This window comes from Paenibacillus woosongensis, from assembly GCF_009725165.1.
GTDB lineage: Bacteria > Bacillota > Bacilli > Paenibacillales > Paenibacillaceae > Fontibacillus > Fontibacillus woosongensis.
In genome coordinates this window covers 58362-79157 of sequence record NZ_WNZW01000010.1, presented here as the reverse complement: position 1 = coordinate 79157, position 20796 = coordinate 58362, and the positions used below count along the sequence as shown (strand labels likewise).

Annotated in this window: 14 protein-coding genes; all 14 read right to left on the bottom strand. The window is 45.8% G+C overall.

Features of this window, described 5'->3' with window-relative positions; translation table 11 throughout:
- Position 1 precedes the first annotated feature (1 nt).
- Positions 2-1237: an acetylornithine transaminase gene (locus GNP95_RS19625; protein ID WP_155612542.1), complete on the bottom strand. Its 1236-nt coding sequence runs from the start codon at positions 1235-1237 to the stop codon at positions 2-4.
- A gap of 77 nt (positions 1238-1314) precedes the next feature.
- Positions 1315-2154 (bottom strand): acetylglutamate kinase, encoded by an 840-nt coding sequence (gene argB, locus GNP95_RS19620; protein WP_155612541.1) that lies wholly within the window; start codon positions 2152-2154, stop codon positions 1315-1317.
- A gap of 59 nt (positions 2155-2213) precedes the next feature.
- Positions 2214-3449, bottom strand: a complete 1236-nt coding sequence (argJ, locus tag GNP95_RS19615; protein WP_155612540.1) for a bifunctional glutamate N-acetyltransferase/amino-acid acetyltransferase ArgJ — start codon at positions 3447-3449, stop codon at positions 2214-2216.
- Between the two features lie 18 nt (positions 3450-3467).
- Positions 3468-4532, bottom strand: a complete 1065-nt coding sequence (gene argC / locus GNP95_RS19610; protein WP_155612539.1) for an N-acetyl-gamma-glutamyl-phosphate reductase — start codon at positions 4530-4532, stop codon at positions 3468-3470.
- A 179-nt stretch (positions 4533-4711) separates the two neighbouring features.
- The gene (locus tag GNP95_RS19605; RefSeq protein WP_330163526.1) at positions 4712-5632 is read right to left on the bottom strand and encodes a YitT family protein; all 921 of its coding nucleotides are present in this window, start codon (positions 5630-5632) and stop codon (positions 4712-4714) included.
- A 78-nt stretch (positions 5633-5710) separates the two neighbouring features.
- Positions 5711-6827 (bottom strand): peptide chain release factor 2 gene (prfB, locus tag GNP95_RS19600; protein WP_155612538.1). Its coding sequence is split into 2 segments (ribosomal slippage): positions 5711-6754 and positions 6756-6827, totalling 1116 coding nucleotides; the frame shifts between segments, so codons are not numbered across the junction.
- A 77-nt stretch (positions 6828-6904) separates the two neighbouring features.
- Positions 6905-9412: a preprotein translocase subunit SecA gene (secA, locus tag GNP95_RS19595; protein WP_155612537.1), complete on the bottom strand. Its 2508-nt coding sequence runs from the start codon at positions 9410-9412 to the stop codon at positions 6905-6907.
- 206 nt (positions 9413-9618) lie between these two features.
- Positions 9619-10167, bottom strand: a complete 549-nt coding sequence (gene hpf / locus GNP95_RS19590; protein ID WP_155612536.1) for a ribosome hibernation-promoting factor, HPF/YfiA family — start codon at positions 10165-10167, stop codon at positions 9619-9621.
- Positions 10168-10489: 322 nt separating this feature from the next.
- Positions 10490-10687 carry a cold shock domain-containing protein gene (locus tag GNP95_RS19585; protein WP_155612535.1) on the bottom strand — a complete coding sequence of 66 codons (198 nt, stop codon included), beginning with the start codon at positions 10685-10687 and terminating at the stop codon, positions 10490-10492.
- A gap of 217 nt (positions 10688-10904) precedes the next feature.
- Positions 10905-11687, bottom strand: a complete 783-nt coding sequence (locus GNP95_RS19580; RefSeq protein ID WP_155612534.1) for an FkbM family methyltransferase — start codon at positions 11685-11687, stop codon at positions 10905-10907.
- 13 nt (positions 11688-11700) lie between these two features.
- Entirely contained in the window at positions 11701-13440 is a 1740-nt protein-coding gene (locus GNP95_RS19575) for a glycosyltransferase family 4 protein (protein ID WP_155612533.1), read from the bottom strand.
- A gap of 39 nt (positions 13441-13479) precedes the next feature.
- Positions 13480-15345, bottom strand: coding sequence for a glycosyltransferase (locus GNP95_RS19570; RefSeq protein ID WP_196427253.1), 1866 nt, complete (start codon positions 15343-15345; stop codon positions 13480-13482).
- A 45-nt stretch (positions 15346-15390) separates the two neighbouring features.
- Positions 15391-16494, bottom strand: a complete 1104-nt coding sequence (locus tag GNP95_RS19565; protein ID WP_155612531.1) for a glycosyltransferase — start codon at positions 16492-16494, stop codon at positions 15391-15393.
- A gap of 53 nt (positions 16495-16547) precedes the next feature.
- Entirely contained in the window at positions 16548-20789 is a 4242-nt protein-coding gene (locus GNP95_RS19560; RefSeq protein WP_155612530.1) for an IPT/TIG domain-containing protein, read from the bottom strand.
- Positions 20790-20796 lie beyond the last annotated feature (7 nt).

Below are 20796 nucleotides of genomic sequence, written 5' to 3'. Positions count from 1 at the left end.
ACTACACTTCCTCCTTGGATGTATAAGCGGAAATGATCCCTGCCAGCGTATCGACGGCTTGATCGATTTCCTCCTGGCTCACGTTCAGGTTCGGCAGCAGGCGAATGACATTCGGACCGGCAGTGACGAACAGCAGTTTCCGCTTCTGGCCTTCGGTAACCAGGTCCGCTACCGGCTCTGCGCATTCGATGCCGATCAGCAGGCCTTTGCCGCGGATAGCCTTCACGAACGGTTCATCCTTGAACGCCTCTTGAAGACGTTCGTGCAAATATTTGCCCATCTCGTCCGCGCGCTGCGGAATGCTGTCCTCCAGCATCGTCTCGATCGTTGCGATGACCGCCGCGGCCGCTACCGGGTTGCCGCCAAATGTAGTCGCATGGCTGCCCGGCGTGAATGCTTCGCGCAGGTATTCCTTGGCGAGCATTGCCCCGACGGACAGTCCGCTCGCAATGCCTTTCGCGGAGGTGAAGATATCCGGCTCAATGCCGTAGTGCTCGTGCGCAAACCATTTGCCCGTACGGCCCATGCCGGTTTGCACCTCGTCTACGATCAGCAGAAGTCCTTCTTTTTTGCACAGCGCGGCAAGCTCTTGAACGAATTCAGGATCAACCGGATATACGCCGCCCTCGGCCTGAATCATCTCCAGCATGACCGCCGCCGTATTCGGCCCGATGGCTTCCTTTAGCGCGGCCATATCATGCAGCGGTACGGTCTTGAAGCCTTCCGGCAGCGGCAGGAAGCCGTCCTTCACCTTATCCTGCCCCGTAGCCGTCAGCGTCGCCAGCGTCCGTCCATGGAACGATTGCTGGAATGTGATCACTTCATAACGGCCGGTTCCTTTGATCTTCTGATGATAGCGACGCGCCAGCTTGATGGCTGCTTCGTTCGCCTCCGCTCCGCTGTTGCAGAAAAACACGACATCGGCACAAGTGACCTCCGTCAGCAGCTGCGCAGCCTTCTCCTGCTGTGGAATATGAAACAGATTCGATACATGCCATAGCTCATCCAGCTGAGCTTTGACCTTGGCCGTAACCTTCTCGGGAGCATGCCCCAGATTCGTGACCGCAAGGCCGCTCATAAAGTCGAGATAACGATTTCCCTGGTCATCCCACAGCCAACTGCCATGCCCTTTGACGAGACTGATCGGATAGCGGGCATAGCTTGGAAACAGCGCGCTCTTTGCTTTCGCGTCCGCCGCCTTGGATGCCTTTGCTTCTTTAAGATCACTTTGTGCCATCGCTTGTCACTCCTACTCATTTGGATAAAATCTCTTCATTTCACTCTATTAACTATAACGCAGTCTAAAATGCCATGCTACTGCATCCGCACAATTTTCGTCCCGATTTCCTCGCCGGACAGAACGCGGCTTAAGATCCCCGGTTCACTGCCGTCCACGATGACGACCTCCTGCACCTTGCCATGGATACAGGCAATCGCAGCCCGGACTTTCGGGATCATGCCACCGTAAATTTCACCGGTCTGAATCATGTCTTCGATTTCCTGCACGGTTACGGTCGGCAGTACTCTTTTTTCCCCGTTGATGGTCTTCAGAATGCCCGGCACATCCGTCACGACGATCATTCGCTCCACGCCGAGCTCCGACGCCACCGCCCCGGCTGCCGTGTCCGCATTGATATTGTAACGCTGGCCCGCCGCATCCACGCCAAGCGGCGCGATGATCGGCATAAATCCAAGCTGGATTACGCCTTCGATCAGAGCGGCATCGACTTTGGTAACGTCGCCGACAAGCCCGACTTCTGCACTAGCCGCTACCGGCTGCGCGGTGATCAGTTGACCGTCTATGCCAGATAAACCTAACGCTTTGCCCCCGGATTGCCCAATACGGCGCACGATGCCTTTGTTGATGCTTCCGGCCAGCACCATCTCTACGACGTCCAGCACTTCCTCAGACGTATATCGCAGCCCGTTCACGAACTTCGTTTCAATGCCGAGCTTATTCAGATTGTCGGAAATCGCCGGCCCGCCCCCGTGGACGATAACCGGCTGCACTCCGCTTTGCTGCAGCTTCACCAGATCCTCGAAAAAGGAATCCGGAAGCTCTGCGAGCGTGCTGCCTCCACATTTCATTACAAACGTTCCGTTTGCCGCAAGCGGATTGCTTGCCGTATTACTGTTATCCAGCGCTGTTCTCATCGCTCCAAAACCCCTCTCCGATTCTCATGAAGTATCATTATGTGTCGAAAAACCCGAAGTTAAGTGCGGTATGCCGCATTTATCCGTACATAGTCATAGGTTAAATCGCAGCCCCAGGCCGTAGCCTGGCCTTCGCCGTTATGCAGGTGGACATGGATAACCACGGTGTCCCCCTGCAGATAAGCAAGCGCCTCGTCCTCATCGAATGGAATCGGCCGGGAGCCTGTCAGCACACGAATGCTGCCGAGCGAAATGTCCACCGTCTCCGGGTTCACCGGCTCGCCAGCGCGTCCTACCGCCGCGATGATGCGGCCCCAGTTCGCATCGGCGCCAAATACAGCCGATTTCACCAGGCTGGAGCCGATAATCGTCTTCGCAATAGCCCGGGCCGACAGATCGCTGACCGCGCCTTCCACGTTCACCTCGACGAGCCGTGACGCTCCCTCGCCATCGCGGGCGATCGCCTTGGCGAGCACCTCGCACACATAGCCGAAGCCAGCTGCAAAGCTCTCCCATGCCGGATGCTCCGGTGTCAGCGGCTCATTTCCCGCCAGCCCGCTCGCCATCGCAAGCAGCATGTCGTTCGTGCTCGTATCGCCGTCGACCGTGATCATATTGAAGGTGGCATCGGTCACCTTGCGGAGCAGCGCCTGCAGCGCTTCGGCATCGATAACCGCGTCGGTCGTGACAAAGCCAAGCATAGTCGCCATGTTCGGGTGAATCATGCCTGAGCCTTTGGCGGCTCCGGCGATGCTGACCTCCCGTCCATCCACGTTCAGCTTCACGCATACCTCTTTCTTCACGAGGTCCGTGGTCAGGATGGCTTGGCAGAATTCCTCCGCCCCGTCGGCTCCCGACGCTACCACTGCCGGAAGTCCATGAATCCCGGCGTTCACGCGCTCCATCGGCAGCAGCTCGCCGATGACGCCCGTGGACGCCACGGCGACTTCCTCCGGCCGCAGCCCGAAGGCTTCCGCCGCCGCTGCGCGCATCGCGTAGGCATCGTCCTCGCCCTGCTTGCCTGTGCAGGCATTGGCGTTGCCGCTGTTCACGACGATCGCCCGCAGCCGCTGGCTGCTAGAGGCGAGGCTGTCGCGCGTCACCTTAAGCGGCGCAGCCTGGAATACATTTAATGTATACACGGCTGCTGCTACGGCAGGCACTTCACACACAATCGCGCCGAGATCGTTGCGCGATGTTTTTTTCAGGCCACAATGCAGTCCCCCTGCCCGGAAACCCTGCGGCGTCGTAACCGTTCCCTCAGTAACTACAGTAAACTTGCTAACCTCTCCCATGGCTTTCTCCCCTCGCGATTACGGATAAACTGGACTGAGCTTAAGTCCCGTCGTCTCATCCCAACCCATCATTAGATTCATATTCTGAATGGCCTGACCTGCTGCACCTTTTACGACGTTATCGATAACCGATATAATCGTTAATCTTCCCGTACGAGGATCTGCGGCAAAGCCGATATCACAATAGTTCGAACCGAATACTTCCTTCGTCGCCGGCCATTTGCCCGCCTCGCGAATCCGCACGAACGGTCTGCCTTCATAATACTGGCGATACAGCTCGGTTAAATCCTCATCGGTATAAGCTCCCTTGAGCTGAGCGTACATCGTACACATAATCCCCCGCGTCATCGGCACCAGCTGCGTCGTAAATGTGACGGTCACCTGCTCTCCCGCAATTTGCGACAGACTTTGCTCGATTTCTGGAATGTGCTGATGCTTGTTGACTTTATAAGCCTTGAAATTCTCGTTGATCTCCGCATAATGCGTCATCAGGCTGGTGCCGCGGCCGGCGCCGGAAACCCCGGACTTCGCGTCAATAATAATTGTCGCTGGATCAATCCAGCCTGCACTTAGCGCCGGGATCAATCCCAACAGCGTAGCCGTCGGGTAGCATCCCGGATTTGAAATGAATCCCGAGCCGCCGACATCGTCGCCGTTAATTTCGCTTAACCCGTATACCGCTTGCTCCAGCACGCCAGCATCCGGGGCATCGTGTTTGTACCAGGCCTCATAGACCGAACCATCCTTGATGCGAAAATCTCCAGATAGATCGATAACCTTAAGCCCCGCCTCCAGCAACTGTGGCACGAGCTTGCTGCTTACTCCGGACGGTGTTGCCGTAAATACGAAATCCGCCTTCTTGGCTATTTCCTCCGGGTCTACTCCGTCCAGGTCCTGAACCAGGATTTCCGATAAATGCGGAAATCCATCCGTAATCGGTACCCCGGCGCTTGATGCCGAAATGACAGAGGTGATCTCCGCCAGCGGATGTCCCAATAAAAAACGAATCAGCTCCACACCTCCATACCCCGTGGAACCGACAATAGCCACCTTTACTTTGCTTGCATCTCCAGACACCGTCATAACCTCTCTTCCTCTCCCTATTTTCGGTATGTTTCTAAACGTTCCCTGCTCACTTGCGATCCGAAAAGAAAATATGTATTATTATACGATTATACTTATATAAATACAACCGCCATGCATAATTATTTATTCCGCACAAATGGATAACTGAAGCAATATGCAAAAAAAGAACCCAGGCCTTACCCCGGATTCTTCGATTTATTATATTTGCTCCCCCGGCCCAGCGAGAATCCCTCCCCCAGCACCTCATGGGCATTGGTAATGATGACAAACGCCGTCGGCTCGATTGTCTGCACTAGCGTTTTCAGACTTGTCACTTCACTCTGCCCGACCACAACCATGAGCACCGTCCGATCATCTCCAGTGTAGCCGCCCTGCGCGGACAGCTTGGTGAGCCCCCGGTCCAAATGATGCAATACGGCATCCGCAATCTCATCGGTCTTATCGGCTATAATATAAGCCACCTTCGTATAATTGAAGCCTAGCTCCACCACGTCGATGAACTTCCCTGTAATATAAAGCCCGATCAAGGCGTACAGCGCCCGCTCTGGCGACAAGACGAAGCCGGCCAGGACTATGACCAGCCCATCCATCAGCACCACGCAAAGGGATAGGCTTAGCCCGCTGTATTTCTGAATAATATGCGCCGCGATGGACAGCCCTCCAGTAGAGCCCCGGCCCCGAAAAACAAGACCCAGTCCCAAGCCGACACCGATCCCTCCATACAAGGAGGCTAGAAGCGGATCCGTCGTAGGTGCCGCCCAATCCTTGGTCAATAACACAAACAACGGCAGGAATACCGTCCCCAGCAGCGAACGGAGCGCATAATATCTTCCCAGCAGTAAATATCCTGCAGTAAATAACGGGATATTCAGCATCCACTGGGTATATGCTGGTTCAATATTAAACAGCGACTTAGCGATGATCGACAGCCCGGAAACGCCGCCAGAAGCAATATGAGCGGGTACGAGAAACAGGTTAAAGGCCATGGCGGTGATGAAGGCCCCGATCAGGATCATGAACGTATCAAGCGCATGCCGGAACGGGCCGCTTAGCGGGATATAGTCCCCTGGTCTGCGTTTGCGTGACTTTGATGGCACGGTAATCCTCCTTATTTGGCTCCAAAAAAATTCCTACACGCTAACGCTAGTGTAGGAATTCTTGTCTCAATCTATAACTTAGTTTTTGGGCTCGGTCTTGATTTGGCTGCGCAAATATCCATCGATAAACGGATCAAGCTCCCCGTCCATGACGGCCCCTACGTTACCGGACTCTACCGATGTGCGGTGATCCTTCACCATACTGTAAGGATGGAACACATAGGATCGGATTTGGCTGCCCCAGGCGATATCCGACTGTTCGCCGCGGATTTCGTCCAATTCCTTTTGCTGCTCCTCCAGCTTGCGTTCGACCAATTTGGAACGGAGCATCGTCATGGCCCGCTCTCTGTTCTTGATCTGGGAACGTTCATTCTGACACGTCACCACGATACCTGTCGGCAGGTGAGTAATCCGTACGGCGGAATCCGTCGTATTGATGTGCTGTCCGCCGGCCCCGCTTGCACGGTACGTATCGATCTTCAAATCCTCTGACCGGATTTCGATATCCACGTCCTCCGTAATTTCCGGTACGACGTCACAGGATACGAATGAGGTATGCCTTCTCCCCGAAGAATCGAACGGAGAAATTCGCACCAAACGGTGTACCCCTTTCTCAGCCTTCAGGTAGCCGTAGGCGTTGTATCCTTTGACCAGCAGCGTAACGCTTTTGATTCCCGCCTCGTCACCTGGAAGATAATCCAGCGTCTCGACCTTGAAGCCATGCTTCTCCGCCCAGCGGGTATACATTCGCAGCAGCATTTGGCCCCAGTCCTGTGACTCGGTGCCGCCCGCTCCAGGATGCAGCTCCAGAATAGCGTTCATCTTATCGTACGGCGAGTTGAGCAATAGCTGGAGCTCGAAATCCTCCAGCTTCTTCAGCAGCGCTTCAACGGAGCCGCCGATATCGGCCGCAAGCTCTTCGTCGCCCTCTTCCTCGGCGAGTTCGGCCATCAACGCCGTATCATCATACTCCCGCTGCAGCGCTTCGTATTGGTCTACCGAGGATTTGATGGCATTCAGCTCGGCAATGATGCCTTGCGCTTTGTCATTGTCGTCCCAGAAATCCGGGGCTGCCATCTTGTCCTCGTAGTTGGCAATCATTTCATGCTTGAGATCTAAGTCAAAGAGACCCCCTAAGATTGGATAGTTTCTTTGCGATTTCCCGCATATCCTGCTTAATGCTCGGGTCGATCATCGTTGTTCATTCACCTTCCCAAATGTACTTGAGGATTCAGGATGCTCTAGCCTGCTGCAAGAGTCATTCTGCGTACTTTATGCGTTCTGCCCGTGGCAGTGCTTGTATTTCTTGCCGCTGCCGCATGGGCATGGATCGTTGCGTCCAATCTGGTCGCCGCGTTGAACCGGACGTTTCTCCGCGGGCTCGCCGCTGGTGGAGATTTTGCTCTCGTCCACAACCGCCTGGCGCTCCTGATTGCTCTCAACGTGTGCTTTCATAATGTATGTGGCAACCTCTTCTTGGATGCTGGCTACCATCTGGTTGAACATTTCAAAGCCCTCGAATTGATATTCGCGAAGCGGATCAGTACCGCCGTATGCCCGCAAATGGATACCTTGGCGAAGCTGATCCATGGCGTCGATGTGATCCATCCACTTGCTGTCCACCGCACGAAGCGCGATAACCTTCTCAAATTCACGAACCATTTCTGGTCCAAGCGCTTCCTCGCGTGTATCGTATTTGGTCATCACTTTAGAGAAAATATATTCAACCATTTCTTCGGGCTCTTTGCCCCACAGCTCATCTTTCGTAATCGCGCCTTCATCCAGCATTTTGGCGTTCATATACTCCGCTACGTCCTGCAGCTCCCAGTTCTCTGGGATTTCGTCGGCCGTATGCGCTTCGACCACCCGCTCGATAACCGCTTTGATCATATCGATAATGATTTGCTTGATGTTCTCAGATTCGAGCAGCTCCCGGCGCTGTTTATAGATGATTTCGCGCTGCTGGTTCATAACGTCGTCATATTGCAGGACGATCTTGCGCACATCGAAGTTGTTGCCTTCGACCCGCTTCTGGGCGGATTCCACGGCGCGCGTAATCATCTTGCTCTCGATCGGCTGATCTTCTTCGAATCCAAGGCGCTCCATCATGTTGAGCACGTTATCCGCACCGAAGCGCTTCATCAGCTCATCGCCGAGCGACAGGTAGAACTGCGTGGAGCCCGGATCGCCCTGACGGCCCGCACGTCCGCGAAGCTGGTTATCGATCCGGCGCGATTCATGGCGTTCGGTACCTATAATATGCAAACCGCCGACTTCGGCTACCCCTTCGCCAAGCAGGATGTCCGTACCGCGGCCCGCCATGTTCGTAGCGATGGTCACGGAGTTCGGCTCCCCTGCGCGTGAAATGATCTCCGCTTCTTCCTCATGGTATTTCGCGTTGAGTACTTTATGCTGGACACCTTTGCGCTTCAGCATTTCGGAGAGACGTTCGGAATTCTCAATCGATACTGTACCGACAAGAATTGGCTGCTTCTCTTTGTGCCGTTTTACGATTTCCTCAACGACGGCCTTGAATTTGCCTTCCTCGCTCTTATACACGACATCCGGCATATCGATCCGGCGGTTTGGACGGTTTGTCGGCACCTGCAGCACTTCGAGGCCGTAGATCTTCTTGAACTCTTCTTCCTCGGTCTTCGCCGTACCGGTCATTCCCGCCAGTTTGCGGTACATACGGAAATAGTTCTGGAACGTAATCGTCGCCAGCGTCATGCTCTCGTTCTGTACCTCGATGCCTTCCTTGGCTTCGATCGCCTGATGCAGCCCTTCGCTATACCGGCGTCCCGCCATCAAGCGGCCCGTAAACTCGTCGACGATCATGACTTCGTCTTCGGTGACGACATAGTCTACGTCGCGGCGCATAATAACATTCGCCTTGAGCGCTTGAACGATATGGTGGTTCAACGTGACATGGGCATGGTCATAGAGATTGTCGATGCCAAAAGCCTTCTCGGCTTTGGCTACCCCTTTCTCTGTCAAGGATACTGCTTTAACTTTAATATCAACCGTAAAGTCCTCTTCAGGCACAAGCCTCTTAATAAAACGGTCTGCTGCGTAATACAGCTCCGTCGATTTCTGAGCTTGTCCAGAAATGATCAGCGGCGTGCGCGCCTCGTCGATCAGAATCGAGTCCACTTCGTCAATGATACAGAAGTAAAGCGGACGCTGAACCATCTGCTCTTTGTATAGAACCATGTTATCGCGCAAATAGTCGAACCCGAACTCATTGTTCGTTCCGTAGGTAATGTCGCAGGCGTAAGCTTCTTGCTTGTCCGCATGCTCCATCCCGGTGAGGTTCACCCCGACAGTCATGCCGAGGAAATTATAGATCTGTCCCATCTGCTCGCTGTCGCGCTGTGCCAGATAGTCGTTGACCGTAACGACATGAACGCCTTTGCCCAGGAGCGCATTCAAATAAACCGGCAAGGTACCTACCAATGTTTTACCTTCACCGGTTTTCATCTCGGCGATGCGGCCTTCATGGAGGGCCATCCCCCCGATCAGCTGTACGTCAAAATGGCGCATGCCCAGCGTTCTGCGCGAAGCTTCTCTAACCGTCGCAAACGCTTCGGGAAGAAGTTCATCCAATGTCTCGCCCTTCTCGATCCGTTCGCGGAACTCGGCCGTTTTGCCCTGCAGCTGCTCGTCCGACAGCGCCTCAAATTTCGGTTCTAATGTATTGATTAAGTCCACCGTCTTCATAAGACGTTTGACATCACGTTCATTCGTGTCGCCAAATATCTTCTTCACTATTCCTAGCATAGTTAACCCCTTTCACGGCTAAACAAATGATTTACCTAAATTGTAACAGTTTGTAAGGCATGCCGCAACACGCGCCGTCACGTTTCCTGCGGCATTCCAATATCTAAAAAGAGCCCCATCCGCGGGCGGACAAGGCTCGTTTCCCTAAGTTCAATTGCAAGAATTACCATGCCATTCATACAATCGTCGTGATTGGATACGTTATACTAATCCTGCTCGATCAAACCATATTTCCCGTCATTCCGTTTATAGACGACGTTTAGTTCTTTCGTATCGATGTTGGAAAATACAAAGAAATTATGGCCGACCATATTCATCTGCAGTATGGCTTCTTCTACGTCCATTGGTTTCATTGTAAACCGCTTCGTGCGGACGACTTCCAGATCATCGCTGTCCGCTTCATCCACGGCGACAGAACCGCCATTCTCAACGAACAGGCTCTTCAGACTGCCTTCCTGACGGAACTTGCGATTGATCTTCGTCTTATGCTTGCGTATTTGGCGCTCGAGCTTGTCCACGACTGCATCAATCGATGCATACATGTCATCACTGCGATCCTCAGCGCGAAGCACGACGCCGGTTAGAGGAATCGTAACCTCCACCGTATGCAAACCGCGTACGACACTTAACGTGACGTAGCCTTCTGAGGTAGGGGGTGCTTCAAAGTACTTGTCAAGTCGACTGAGCTTCTTGTCTACGTAATCTCGCAGTGCGTCAGTCACTTCAATTTGCTGTCCACGAATACTAAAATTCATAGGGCACTCCTCCTTTGCTTTGCACCTTTATTATACCATGGTGTTAAGGCAATGTAAAAAGTGTAAACGCAGGATTAAAGCCTAAAAAAAGACCAAGCCCATGGCGCAGGCCGCCAGTGCTAGTCTTGCAGTTCTGTGACAATTTGGTGCAGCGCCCGCTGAGTATGCCTGGCCGTTTTTCTTGAATCTGCTGATCAGTATGCTGCTATATGTAAACGCTTGCCGGGAAAAGTGAAAGACCCGGGTTGCCCCGGGTCTATGCTAGCGAATCTTCAATTGTTAACCATCGTACCGTTATATGTAGGTCGGCTCTGCCGGATGATTATAATTTGATTACGTTAGCCGCTTGCGGTCCGCGAGCGCCTTCAACGATCTCGAACTCTACAGATTGTCCTTCTTCCAGCGTTTTGAAGCCTTCGGATTGAATAGCCGAGAAGTGTACGAACACGTCCGCGCCTTCTTCAGTCTCAATAAAGCCATAACCCTTCTCTGCGTTAAACCATTTCACTTTACCTTGCATCCACTAACATTCCCTTCATTATCAAATAAGAGTGTGAACCAAGCTCACATTTCTGACTATACCACTCCAGCTTAAATCGTGTCAATTGGAAAAGAAAAGGTTTTACTGTTAATTTATTGTAAAATCTTGTCGCAAAAAGCGGAATGACCCATTTAGCCAGCAGAGGCAGAAATGCGCTTAGTTTTTATTACCCTGGAAGGGGAGGGGTGAAACAGGGTTAAAACTCTATTAATGCAAATGGATAGAAATCAACACTTGAGATTTCCTTTAATGTTGTAGGTACTGGATTCCCTTCTTGGTCTATCAAGTAAAGTCTCCCCCCCAGACGGTTCTGCAAATCGCTAATTAACATTAAGAACGACTCAGTCTCATCACCAAGCATTGGTTTATTCCACTCAAAAGTAATTTTTTTGATTTTTTTCTTCTCAATTAATCCCATCATTCCTTGAAATGCCTGGTATTCGCCTCCTTCAATATCTATTTTAAGAAGGTCGATTTGCTCGATATCGTATAACTCTGAATCTAATGAAACCGCAGTTACCTCATTCGCTGTATAGGAATCTATTAGATTTTCGTCTTCAGGCTTTTCATGTATTGAAGAATATCCATGAAACTTCTCCGAAATATGAAATTTTATTTTTGTATTCTTTGAATATACCGCCTTATTAATAATTTTTACGTTTTCAGTAAGCCAGTTCATTGCAAGATTATCTTTTACATTTAAAACTAATTCAGGATTCGCCTCAAAACCAATTACACTACCCTGATTTCCTACTAATTTCGAAGCCAAAACAGTGAAATAACCAACATTTGTTCCTACATCGACTACTGTCTGGCCTGGTTTTATATTAGTTAAAAAGTATTTGGTTAGTGGAACTTCAAACATTCCTGTCAGTACCAACGTTGGCATAAGACTTAAGTCTTTCGATGAGATTGTAAGAAATCCATTATAAGCAAGTTTAACAAGCATTTTATCATTACCAATGTATGTTCCGAACATTTAGGCCAACCCCTCAGCAAGTATATTTTCTTAATTTAGTCTCAAGATCATAAAACCATTCGTTTTCCCCCATACTATCTCCTAACATATTAATAACGTCATGGATATTACTAGCTTCATTCTCCATGTTATGAAGGTTTAATAGTAGGAAGTATAAGTAATAAGCGTCAGTAAATCCCTCATACGCATTTAATGCATCCTTAATAACTTTAATCGCATCATTATCTCGGCCTAATTCAATTAAACAAAGAATTATCCACTTACTGCATGCAGATTTCCATTCTTCTGGCAAAGTCGCATACTCTTGGATAAAGCAATTTAAGGCTTCTTCATATTTTTTCTCTATAACATGCTGAATTCCCTCACCTAGTATCATAGATTCTGTTTTATTAGAACCAATAGATGGTGTGTAAATTCGTAATGACCTCATGTTTGTTGGGGTTTTTCGAGAAGCTGCAAGCTCCCAACGGGCGATTGGATGCTGCTCTACCCAATCATAAATAACAGGAATATATATATAGTCATCTGGAGCATACAGCAATGCATTTTTGAATTTAATTAGATCATTTGAATGAATAAAGTTACGTTCATCCATATTTATGATCCAATCTTCGGCTTCTTGGATCGGAACTAACTTATGCTCGGAGACATGGGTTAAATAATCCATTAAGTTTGTTATGCTGGCATCCCAATTATACCTTTGCGATACCGATAATCCATTTTTTGTAATAATTTGTCGAAGTTCTGGATTCTCCAACAGTAAAAAAATCTTCTTTACAAGGTCTTCCTCACTGCCTATTTCCGCAAAAACTATATTTTCTCTATCTATTCCATATTCCATTACACCGTCATTTTTCGTTGACACAACAGGGCAGCCCGTGGCCATCGCTTCAAGCACAGGTAACGAGAAGGATTCGAATTCGGAGGCTGAAACAAACATAAACGCATTTTGAAAAAGCTCTGCAATCTGAGTCTGAGGAGGATTAACATATACCTGATCAACAGCATTTAGCCACGTATTATCTGGTTGCTTAGGATTAATCCAATAAAGCCGCAAATTAGGATATGCACTCTTTACTCTTTTAAAAGCACTAATGATTCTAGGTATTCCCTTAAAGGTAATATTTTCATTTCCCATCATTAATATATACGGATCTTCAGTTTTGTCCCTAGTATTATCCTTCTGTTTAAAAGTTCCATGATCGATTGCATTGGGGATGACTACAGAATTTCTACCAAAATTCTCCTCCAACGCAGAAGATGCCTGGTGTGAAACAGTCATGATGAACGCCGGAAGCTGCATCTGTTTTTTTACAAAAAGCTGCATCTCTGCTGACAAACGCTCTATATGAAATAAATGTTCATCACCTTGTTCAAAGTAAACAACGGGTGCAATTCCTGTTTCGATACATGCTTGTATGTGATCCCAGTAGGTTGCCACAATGACATCACATATAGGAACACCTTGGGCTAATTCTATTCCAAAAGGAATTTGTCTGTATTCTACTTGAATAGGATACCAATCGGGCTTAGGAAAGTGGGATACTATAACAACATCCCACCCCCGTTCTTTTAAACGGTTTGCATGTTCAAAAATAACTTTAACTCCGCCGCATATACTCACATGAGTCATTACGTAAGTAACTTTTAATAAGCGTTTCGCAGAATCTTCTAAGCAAACATGTTGAGGTCTTGCTAAGGACAATCGGTTATTTCGAGCTAATAGCTCGTTCTGTCGAAGTGTTTGAATCATATTAACCCCTCACATGCCTTATGAGGCATCCATTAATTATTAGCCAAGAATTGCTCCTGAGGTTCGCTTTGCCCACCTAGATTCAGGGTAGCTCTGAATCATTTTTTGTAAAATTTTGATTTCTTCAAATTTGTCAATAGTTGATGCTATTCTCCATTTTTCAAATAAGACATTAAAATCTAAGTGAACTCCTTCTGCCTTGCTCAAATAAAACAATGCATCCTCAGCAGCACCTAATTTAATTAAAGACTTTGCAGCTGTCATATAAACCTGACGATTAACATGACTATTATCACACTCTATGAGTACTTCAAGAGCCAGCTCATCAAATCCATATTGCTGTAGACACTCAGAAATAATAAGCCTAAATTCTGCTTGTTTAGTCGCACTAATTAATAGATCAATAAATTCATATTTTTGTAGTTGAATCAAATCCAATATGAGCTGTTTCCAAATCATCAACAAAGCTTTATTAACATGTATACTTTGCGTTGGTACCTTCTTTAAAATAATATTTTTGAACCACTTTGCTTCCTTCTCCGATAATGAAATATCGTTCTTAAATTCTGATATTAAATTAGGATTATTTAGAAGGAAAGATAGTAATATTACATTGTTAGTAATAAAATGATCTGTACCCTTTTGACTTTGTTGATTTAGTTCTGCAAGTGCACGCTCATAGTTATTTTCAAAAATATAATGTAATGTCGAAATTGGATACTCAACATCAAGATTATGGTAAGTAATGAATTCATTTAATAACGGATGCCTTTGTTGATAGAGGGTAGCAATTAAATTTGCATGCCTCTCTGTTTGATATGGCCATATATGAATTACATGTTGAAGCAATTCTTTAGGGCTAGCGTTTGGTAGAATTGATAGGAATATATTAAAAAAACCTGTAACATTCGGAGCCGCTTTTGCAGCGCTTAAAATATACTCAAGGGCTTGTTCGTTATTTCCTAACATTAAATTCACTTTTGCCAGCTGTCCTTGAGCTAAATAAGAACCTGTTCCATCATAATGATTGAGCAGCTCCTGGCTCTTTTCTTCTCCAATTTCAAGACATTTATTGAAAGAATCCTCTGCATCCTTCAGCATTCCCCACTCAAGATATGAAAGCCCTAATTGATACCAAAAATCAGGTATATTTTCATAAAGCTCAACAGCATCCATACTTACTTTGACAGCTTCTTGGTACCGTCCTAATTCATGCAAACACTTCATGATCTCTAAAACAACTTTTTGCGAAAAAGTATAATTATTGGCAAGTGTATATGATTTCTTTAAGGCATTTAGTGCATCATTATATTGCCCTGCTACAATGTATTGCATCCCCAAATTATAGTAGTTAAATGCCGTAGGGTTATTTTTTATCTCTTCAAGTAGAATATGCTCATTTCTTTGGGCCTTTTGTTTACTTTTAATTATATCGTCCTTATACCCGTCATGGAGTATTAGAGTAGACAAATAACCATATTGGTGTATATTATGGTCAAGTTGAACCTGCTCATGCAATGCTCCCTTATATCTGATTTCTGGTGAATTCCTAAATAGTCTTACAAATTGGTGTGTTAGTACCAACCCTGTTCCTAAATCATTTTTAATACGAATGTAATAAAAATCTTTATCTAAGTTCCCCATCAGTTCATTATTAGGATCTTCTAATGTTTCATCCGCATCCAAATGAAGAATATAATCAGAGGAAGCAAACTCCAATGCGTAATTCCTCGCCGCTGAAAAATCGCCAATCCACTCGAAGTCATATATACGATCCGTATATCTTCTAGCAATTTCCTTGGTTTGATCTGTTGATCCCGTATCGACAATAATAATCTCTCCAACTTTTCCTTGAACACTTTGGAGACATCTTTCCAAACTTCTTTCTTCATTTTTCACGATCATGCATAATGAGATTGTATGATTGCTTATCATGATGTTCTTCCTTTCTTATTTTAATATCTGGCTTATCCGTTTTTTAGCCTCCTCATTTCCAAAATCGCTACTTTGTTGATAGTGATAAACAGCCTTAGTTGAATCTCCGATAATTTCATAGTAAAGACCTAAATTGAAGTGAGCTTTAAATGAACCTACACCTCTGACTGTCTCATATTTAAGGTCGGAAGCATCACCCAACTCTATACATTTTTTAAATGCTTCAGGGATTTCCTTGAAGGCACTAATATTTCTTGATTCAATCAATCCTACACCGTACATAAAATATAAATCGGTATAATCAGGGTAATATTCAATACCTTTTCTATAACAACGCACAAAATCGTTAAATTTCTTTAAATGAATGAAACAATATCCTAATGTTAACAATGCAATAGCCAAGAAACTCCTATGTGAGGAGCTTAATTCGATTTCAACACATTTACTTAAAAAATACTCAGCCTGTACATAATCCTTCATTACATAGTATGTTCTACCAATTTGAAACAAAATATAACTTTGGTCGGGGCTTACCTGAAGCTCCTTCTTTAAGAGCTGTATGTTTCGCTCAAGCTTATTCTTCCCCTGAATTAAAGCATCACTATATCCAGTATGACTAATTACTATTTGTGTATTAATTGTGGATTTAATTGGACTTCCTACAAACATCAATTGTTCGTGAATTCTTCCAGCATACTTATATCGACGATCATTTGGAAAAATTCGGGTAATCGATGTTATTGATACGTCCCCCTGAACTGTTTCGTTAGTCATTATAACCGTTCCGGCCGCACCAGGCTGTTGCGAGATTAAGCGACAGCATTCCTGGAGATATGACATATCTCCATCAATTATTAATTCATCAGCATCCATAACTAAAATAAATGGTTGTGTCGCTTTTTGGATAGAATAGTTTCTCATATCTCCGAAATGGTCATTCCATTCTATCTTAAAGACTTTTGCCCCCAAGCTTTGAGCTAATTCTGGTGTTTGATCAGTTGATCCTGTATCTACAATAATGATTTCTTGAACAAAAGTCTGTGCTGTTTTGATAGCTTTAACTATATTTTCAGATTCATTTTTCACTATCATACATAGTGATAGCCCTACCTTGTCCATTTGATCCTCCAGAAAGAAAGAGTAGGCGAATAACGCCTACTCTATTAATACTATCATTGATACGTGTATCCATTAACTAACAATACAGACTGACCATCACTATTTTCCACCTTAATGTCCACCGATCCTGCCGTACCGGCAGGCACTCTCGCTCTAACCTCTCCAGTGGAATAGAATATAGTTTGAACATTAATATTATTTATATATACTTTGGTAGCAGCCTCGTAATTGGCACCTTTAATTGATATAAAGGAACCGCCAGTAGCAGGGCCCGTGTTTGGAGTAACGCTCGTAATTGTTGGAGCCGGCTTCATTGGTGGGGCTTCATAAGTAAAGCCGCCTATCACTTCAGCATATTGATCATCTTTGTTGACGACTCTGACATCAACCGGACCACTAACGCTAGCTGCTGGTACCCTTCCTCGCACTTCACTTACGCTATAGAATACCGTCTGTACTTCTACATTATTAATGGACACCTTAGTGTTAGCATCAAAGTTCGCGCCCTTAATAACTATGAAGTATCCACCAGCCATTTGACCCGTATTAGGTGTAATGGTCGTAATGACAGGTGCTGGTGCTGGTGGTGGAGAATTATACGTAAATCCGCCCGTAACCGTTGTCTCTTGACCATCGCCATTAACGACTTGCACATCTACAGGCCCAGGCTGATTCACTTTTGGTGTTCTTGCTCTGAGTTCTGTTGCGGAATAGAACGTAGTTTGAACAGGAATATTATTAATATACACGACAGACCCAGCATTAAAGTTATTACCTTTAATTATAATAGTACTTCCTCCAGACATCTCCCCATGATTTGGGTTAATTTCCGTTATAGATGGAGGCGGAGGAGCTAAATAAGTGAAACCATCTGCTAAAGAGAACTCTTGGCCGTCACCATTAACTACTCTAACTGCAACAGCTCCGACTATATCAGAAACTGGAACGAGAGCCCGAAGTTGTTGTGGAGAGTAATAAACCGTATTAGCAGCTTTACCGTTAATATAAACTTTACTGCTGGAATTAAAATTCGATCCATTTACGAAGCTATAATAGCCTCCCGTCATCACTCCGCTGCTAGGACTTAACGATTCAATTGTCGGACCTGGCGGCGGCGGCGGCGCAACATAAGTGAATGCTGCATTGGCAGTTGCTGATTGACCTTCGGAATCAACAACTTTAACATCAACAGTTTTCTCTACCGTAGATGCCGGAACCCTGCCTCTAAGCTCGCTTGCGGAATAAAATATCGTCTGTACAGGTACATCGTCAATTTGCACAACTGAAGAATTTGTATAATTAGTTCCTTTTACAACAATATAATATCCGCCATCCAAATTCCCTTCATTTGGTGTTACTGAAGTAATAGTTGGTGCTGGAGGTGGAGGAGGTGCCAAGTAGGTAAATGCATCTGGCAAAATAAATTCTTGTCCATCTGCATTGACCACTTTAACATCTACTGCTCCCGGCGTTTGCGTTACTGGCACCGTTACCCTGATCTCGCTGCTTGAATAAAATGTCGATTTCAACAGCACACTATCAAAATATAATTTTGCGGTCGAATCAAGGTTGCTTCCATGTACTTTAATGATATATCCGCCTTGCATCGCACCCTCATTTGGTGTGACTGAAGAAATTTCTGGAGCTGCCTTTGGTGGAGGCGCCAAATATGTAAAGGCTTGAGTTGCAACTGCTTCTTTGCCACTGGCATTTACCACCTTCACATCGACCTCACCGCTCGTTGTAGATGCGGGCACTCTTATCCGCAACTCTGTACTGCCGTAGAAAGTAGTTGTTGCAGCAATATTATTAACAAATACAACCGAATTACCCTCAAAATTTGTACCTTTAATTACTGCATTGTACCCCCCTGCCATTTCTCCTTCATTAGGTGTAATACTTAAAATGGTAGGTTCCGGCTCAGGAGGTGGACTTAAATACTCGAATGCTTCTGGCAGAGTAGATTCCCTATTATATTTATCTACAATTTTAACATCTACCTTACCTGCTGTAGAAGCTTTAGGTGTAGTAAATATTAATTCCGTGCCGTTATTAGATTGAATAGCAACCTTAGTAGCACCCAAATACAGATTAATGTCGGATTTTAAATTTGTACCAAGAACCTTAACCTGCGTACCGCCACTTAAAGGACCTTCAATAGGACTTATGCTTTGAATCTGAGGTTCTGCCGGCAAATTATATGTGAAGCCATCTGTCTTTATATCTTCTTGTCCATCTGGGTTCACAACCTTAACATCAACTAATCCAGCGTCATCCCACTGAGGAGTTCTTACTTTTAGTTGATTTGAACTATAGAAGATAACATTGCTGAGTTGCACATTATTAAAATAAACTTTAGCATTATTTAAAAAGTGTTCCCCTTTAATATCAATCAGAAGATTCCCACTAACATCTCCTTCAGATGGAGTAATGCTCAATATTACAGGCTTTGGATATACATACTCATAACCCGAGTTTAAAGTTACTTCCTGTCCATCTGGATTGACTACTTTAACATTAACTGTCTCAGCTATTGGCCAACTTGGTGTAGTCAGTGAAATTTCGGAGTTCGAAACCAGTGTTGACGGAACTAGTGTATTATTAAAATAAACCTTCGCGCCGTCAATGAAATGATTACCATTTAAAGTGACATTTTCTCCACCCAGTGTTAACCCTTTATTAGGAGCGACGCTCGTAATCTCAGGACCTAACACGTACGTAAAACCATCAGAAACGGTAACTGATGTCTCATCTGGATTTGTGATTATAACGTCTACAGATTGAGGAATGCTGGATGAAGGCGTATTAACAACAATTTGATTCTGTGTTACAGACACTACAGTCCCTTGAGCTTCACCGAATTTCACAGTAGCTCCAGGCAGAAAATAGCTGCCGTTAATAGTAACTTTGGTTTGTCCTTCCAAAGGTCCGATTGTTGGTTGGATTGATGTGACTGCAGGGTTAGCAATGTACTGATATTGCGATGTCGCTGATTGCCCATCAGTATTTGTTACCTTAACAACTACTTTTCCTTGAGTGGCTTTCGGAGTCGTAACGATCAACTTAGTAGAATCAACGAATTGAACAGTATTAGCTAAGGTATTTCCAAAGTAAACCTTCGGGTTTGGAAGAAAGTTCTTCCCATTAATTTCTACAACTTCTCCACCACCAATAAGCCCCTTATCTTCTACAACCGATGTGATTTCAGGTGCAAGATAAGAAACCTTAACCGTTGGATGGGGCACATTAAATTGATGAGGTGCGCCACTAAAATCCTTATAAGTTACATCAATATTCGGACCGCCGACGGAAACGTTACCAACTTTACTTCCAGCCTTATGACGGATTTTGTAAGTTAATGTAAGGGTTTGCTCCTTCAGTTCATTAAAACTAAAAGTAAGCGTATTCCCATTTACTACCGGTTGTGGTATGTTATCTAAATAGGAATCAGGCACAATCTCAAACTCTGAAGCCACAGTATCCTTGACTATAACATCATAAGCACTTGCAATCCCGATTTCATTAACAATCGCTGCATAGATCTCAGCCAATCCAACAGAGCCAAGAACGAAGTGATGGTGGTGTGCAGTCGTGGCCATTTCTTTCATTAGTAAGTTTGGTCCGCTTACAGTTGGATCCTCGCTAGGCAGCAAAAGTGCAATCGTATAAAATACTACACCTTCTAATTTAGCCAGGTTAGCCTGTTCCAACGCAACTTGACGCGCATAATCATTAGGTGAAGGCTCAGTAGCTTCTCCATCTGTCATGAGAATGATTACAGGCTGAGCATCCTCACGATGATTTGCTAGCATTTGCTGTGCCTTTCTAATGGCGTCCCTTGTACCTGTTCCTCCGTTTGCCTGAATACCGTTAATATACTGTTTTAATTCTGCAGGATTTGTTGAAAAGTCCTTGAAACTAATATTACTTGCAAAGTCAACAACTCCGACTCTATGCTTGCTAAAATCGACTAAATCTATAAATCCCTTAGCAGCATCTTTAGCATTCTTCATCTTATCTTCGCCATTATTGGGTCCATAGCTTGATGCCATGCTACCAGAACGGTCAATGATTAATATAATATCATTGGGTTTAACAAAATTCACATCTCCTGACCCTATGACGTCTAGCTTGACTTCTACCTCCCCACCCTCAATGATTTCAGATGGGTTAACCGTTTTAATTACTTGTACAGCTTCCGATGTTGCCGCTGATACCTGTCCAAATGGTATTTGCACCATAATAATCATAGCTGCCAACCAAATGTACAGAATCTTGGGTAATAACTTTTTCATTCACTAA

Coding starts and splice junctions, on each gene's coding strand:
- GNP95_RS19560 (WP_155612530.1), bottom strand. CDS start 20,789: ATGAAAAAGTTATTACCCAAGATTCTGTACATTTGGTTGGCAGCTATG.
- GNP95_RS19625 (WP_155612542.1), bottom strand. CDS start 1,237: ATGGCACAAAGTGATCTTAAAGAAGCAAAGGCATCCAAGGCGGCGGAC.
- GNP95_RS19575 (WP_155612533.1), bottom strand. CDS start 13,440: ATGATTCAAACACTTCGACAGAACGAGCTATTAGCTCGAAATAACCGA.
- GNP95_RS19570 (WP_196427253.1), bottom strand. CDS start 15,345: ATGATCGTGAAAAATGAAGAAAGAAGTTTGGAAAGATGTCTCCAAAGT.
- GNP95_RS19580 (WP_155612534.1), bottom strand. CDS start 11,687: ATGTTCGGAACATACATTGGTAATGATAAAATGCTTGTTAAACTTGCT.
- hpf (WP_155612536.1), bottom strand. CDS start 10,167: ATGAATTTTAGTATTCGTGGACAGCAAATTGAAGTGACTGACGCACTG.
- argC (WP_155612539.1), bottom strand. CDS start 4,532: ATGACGGTGTCTGGAGATGCAAGCAAAGTAAAGGTGGCTATTGTCGGT.
- argB (WP_155612541.1), bottom strand. CDS start 2,154: ATGAGAACAGCGCTGGATAACAGTAATACGGCAAGCAATCCGCTTGCG.
- GNP95_RS19565 (WP_155612531.1), bottom strand. CDS start 16,494: ATGGACAAGGTAGGGCTATCACTATGTATGATAGTGAAAAATGAATCT.
- GNP95_RS19585 (WP_155612535.1), bottom strand. CDS start 10,687: ATGCAAGGTAAAGTGAAATGGTTTAACGCAGAGAAGGGTTATGGCTTT.
- argJ (WP_155612540.1), bottom strand. CDS start 3,449: ATGGGAGAGGTTAGCAAGTTTACTGTAGTTACTGAGGGAACGGTTACG.
- secA (WP_155612537.1), bottom strand. CDS start 9,412: ATGCTAGGAATAGTGAAGAAGATATTTGGCGACACGAATGAACGTGAT.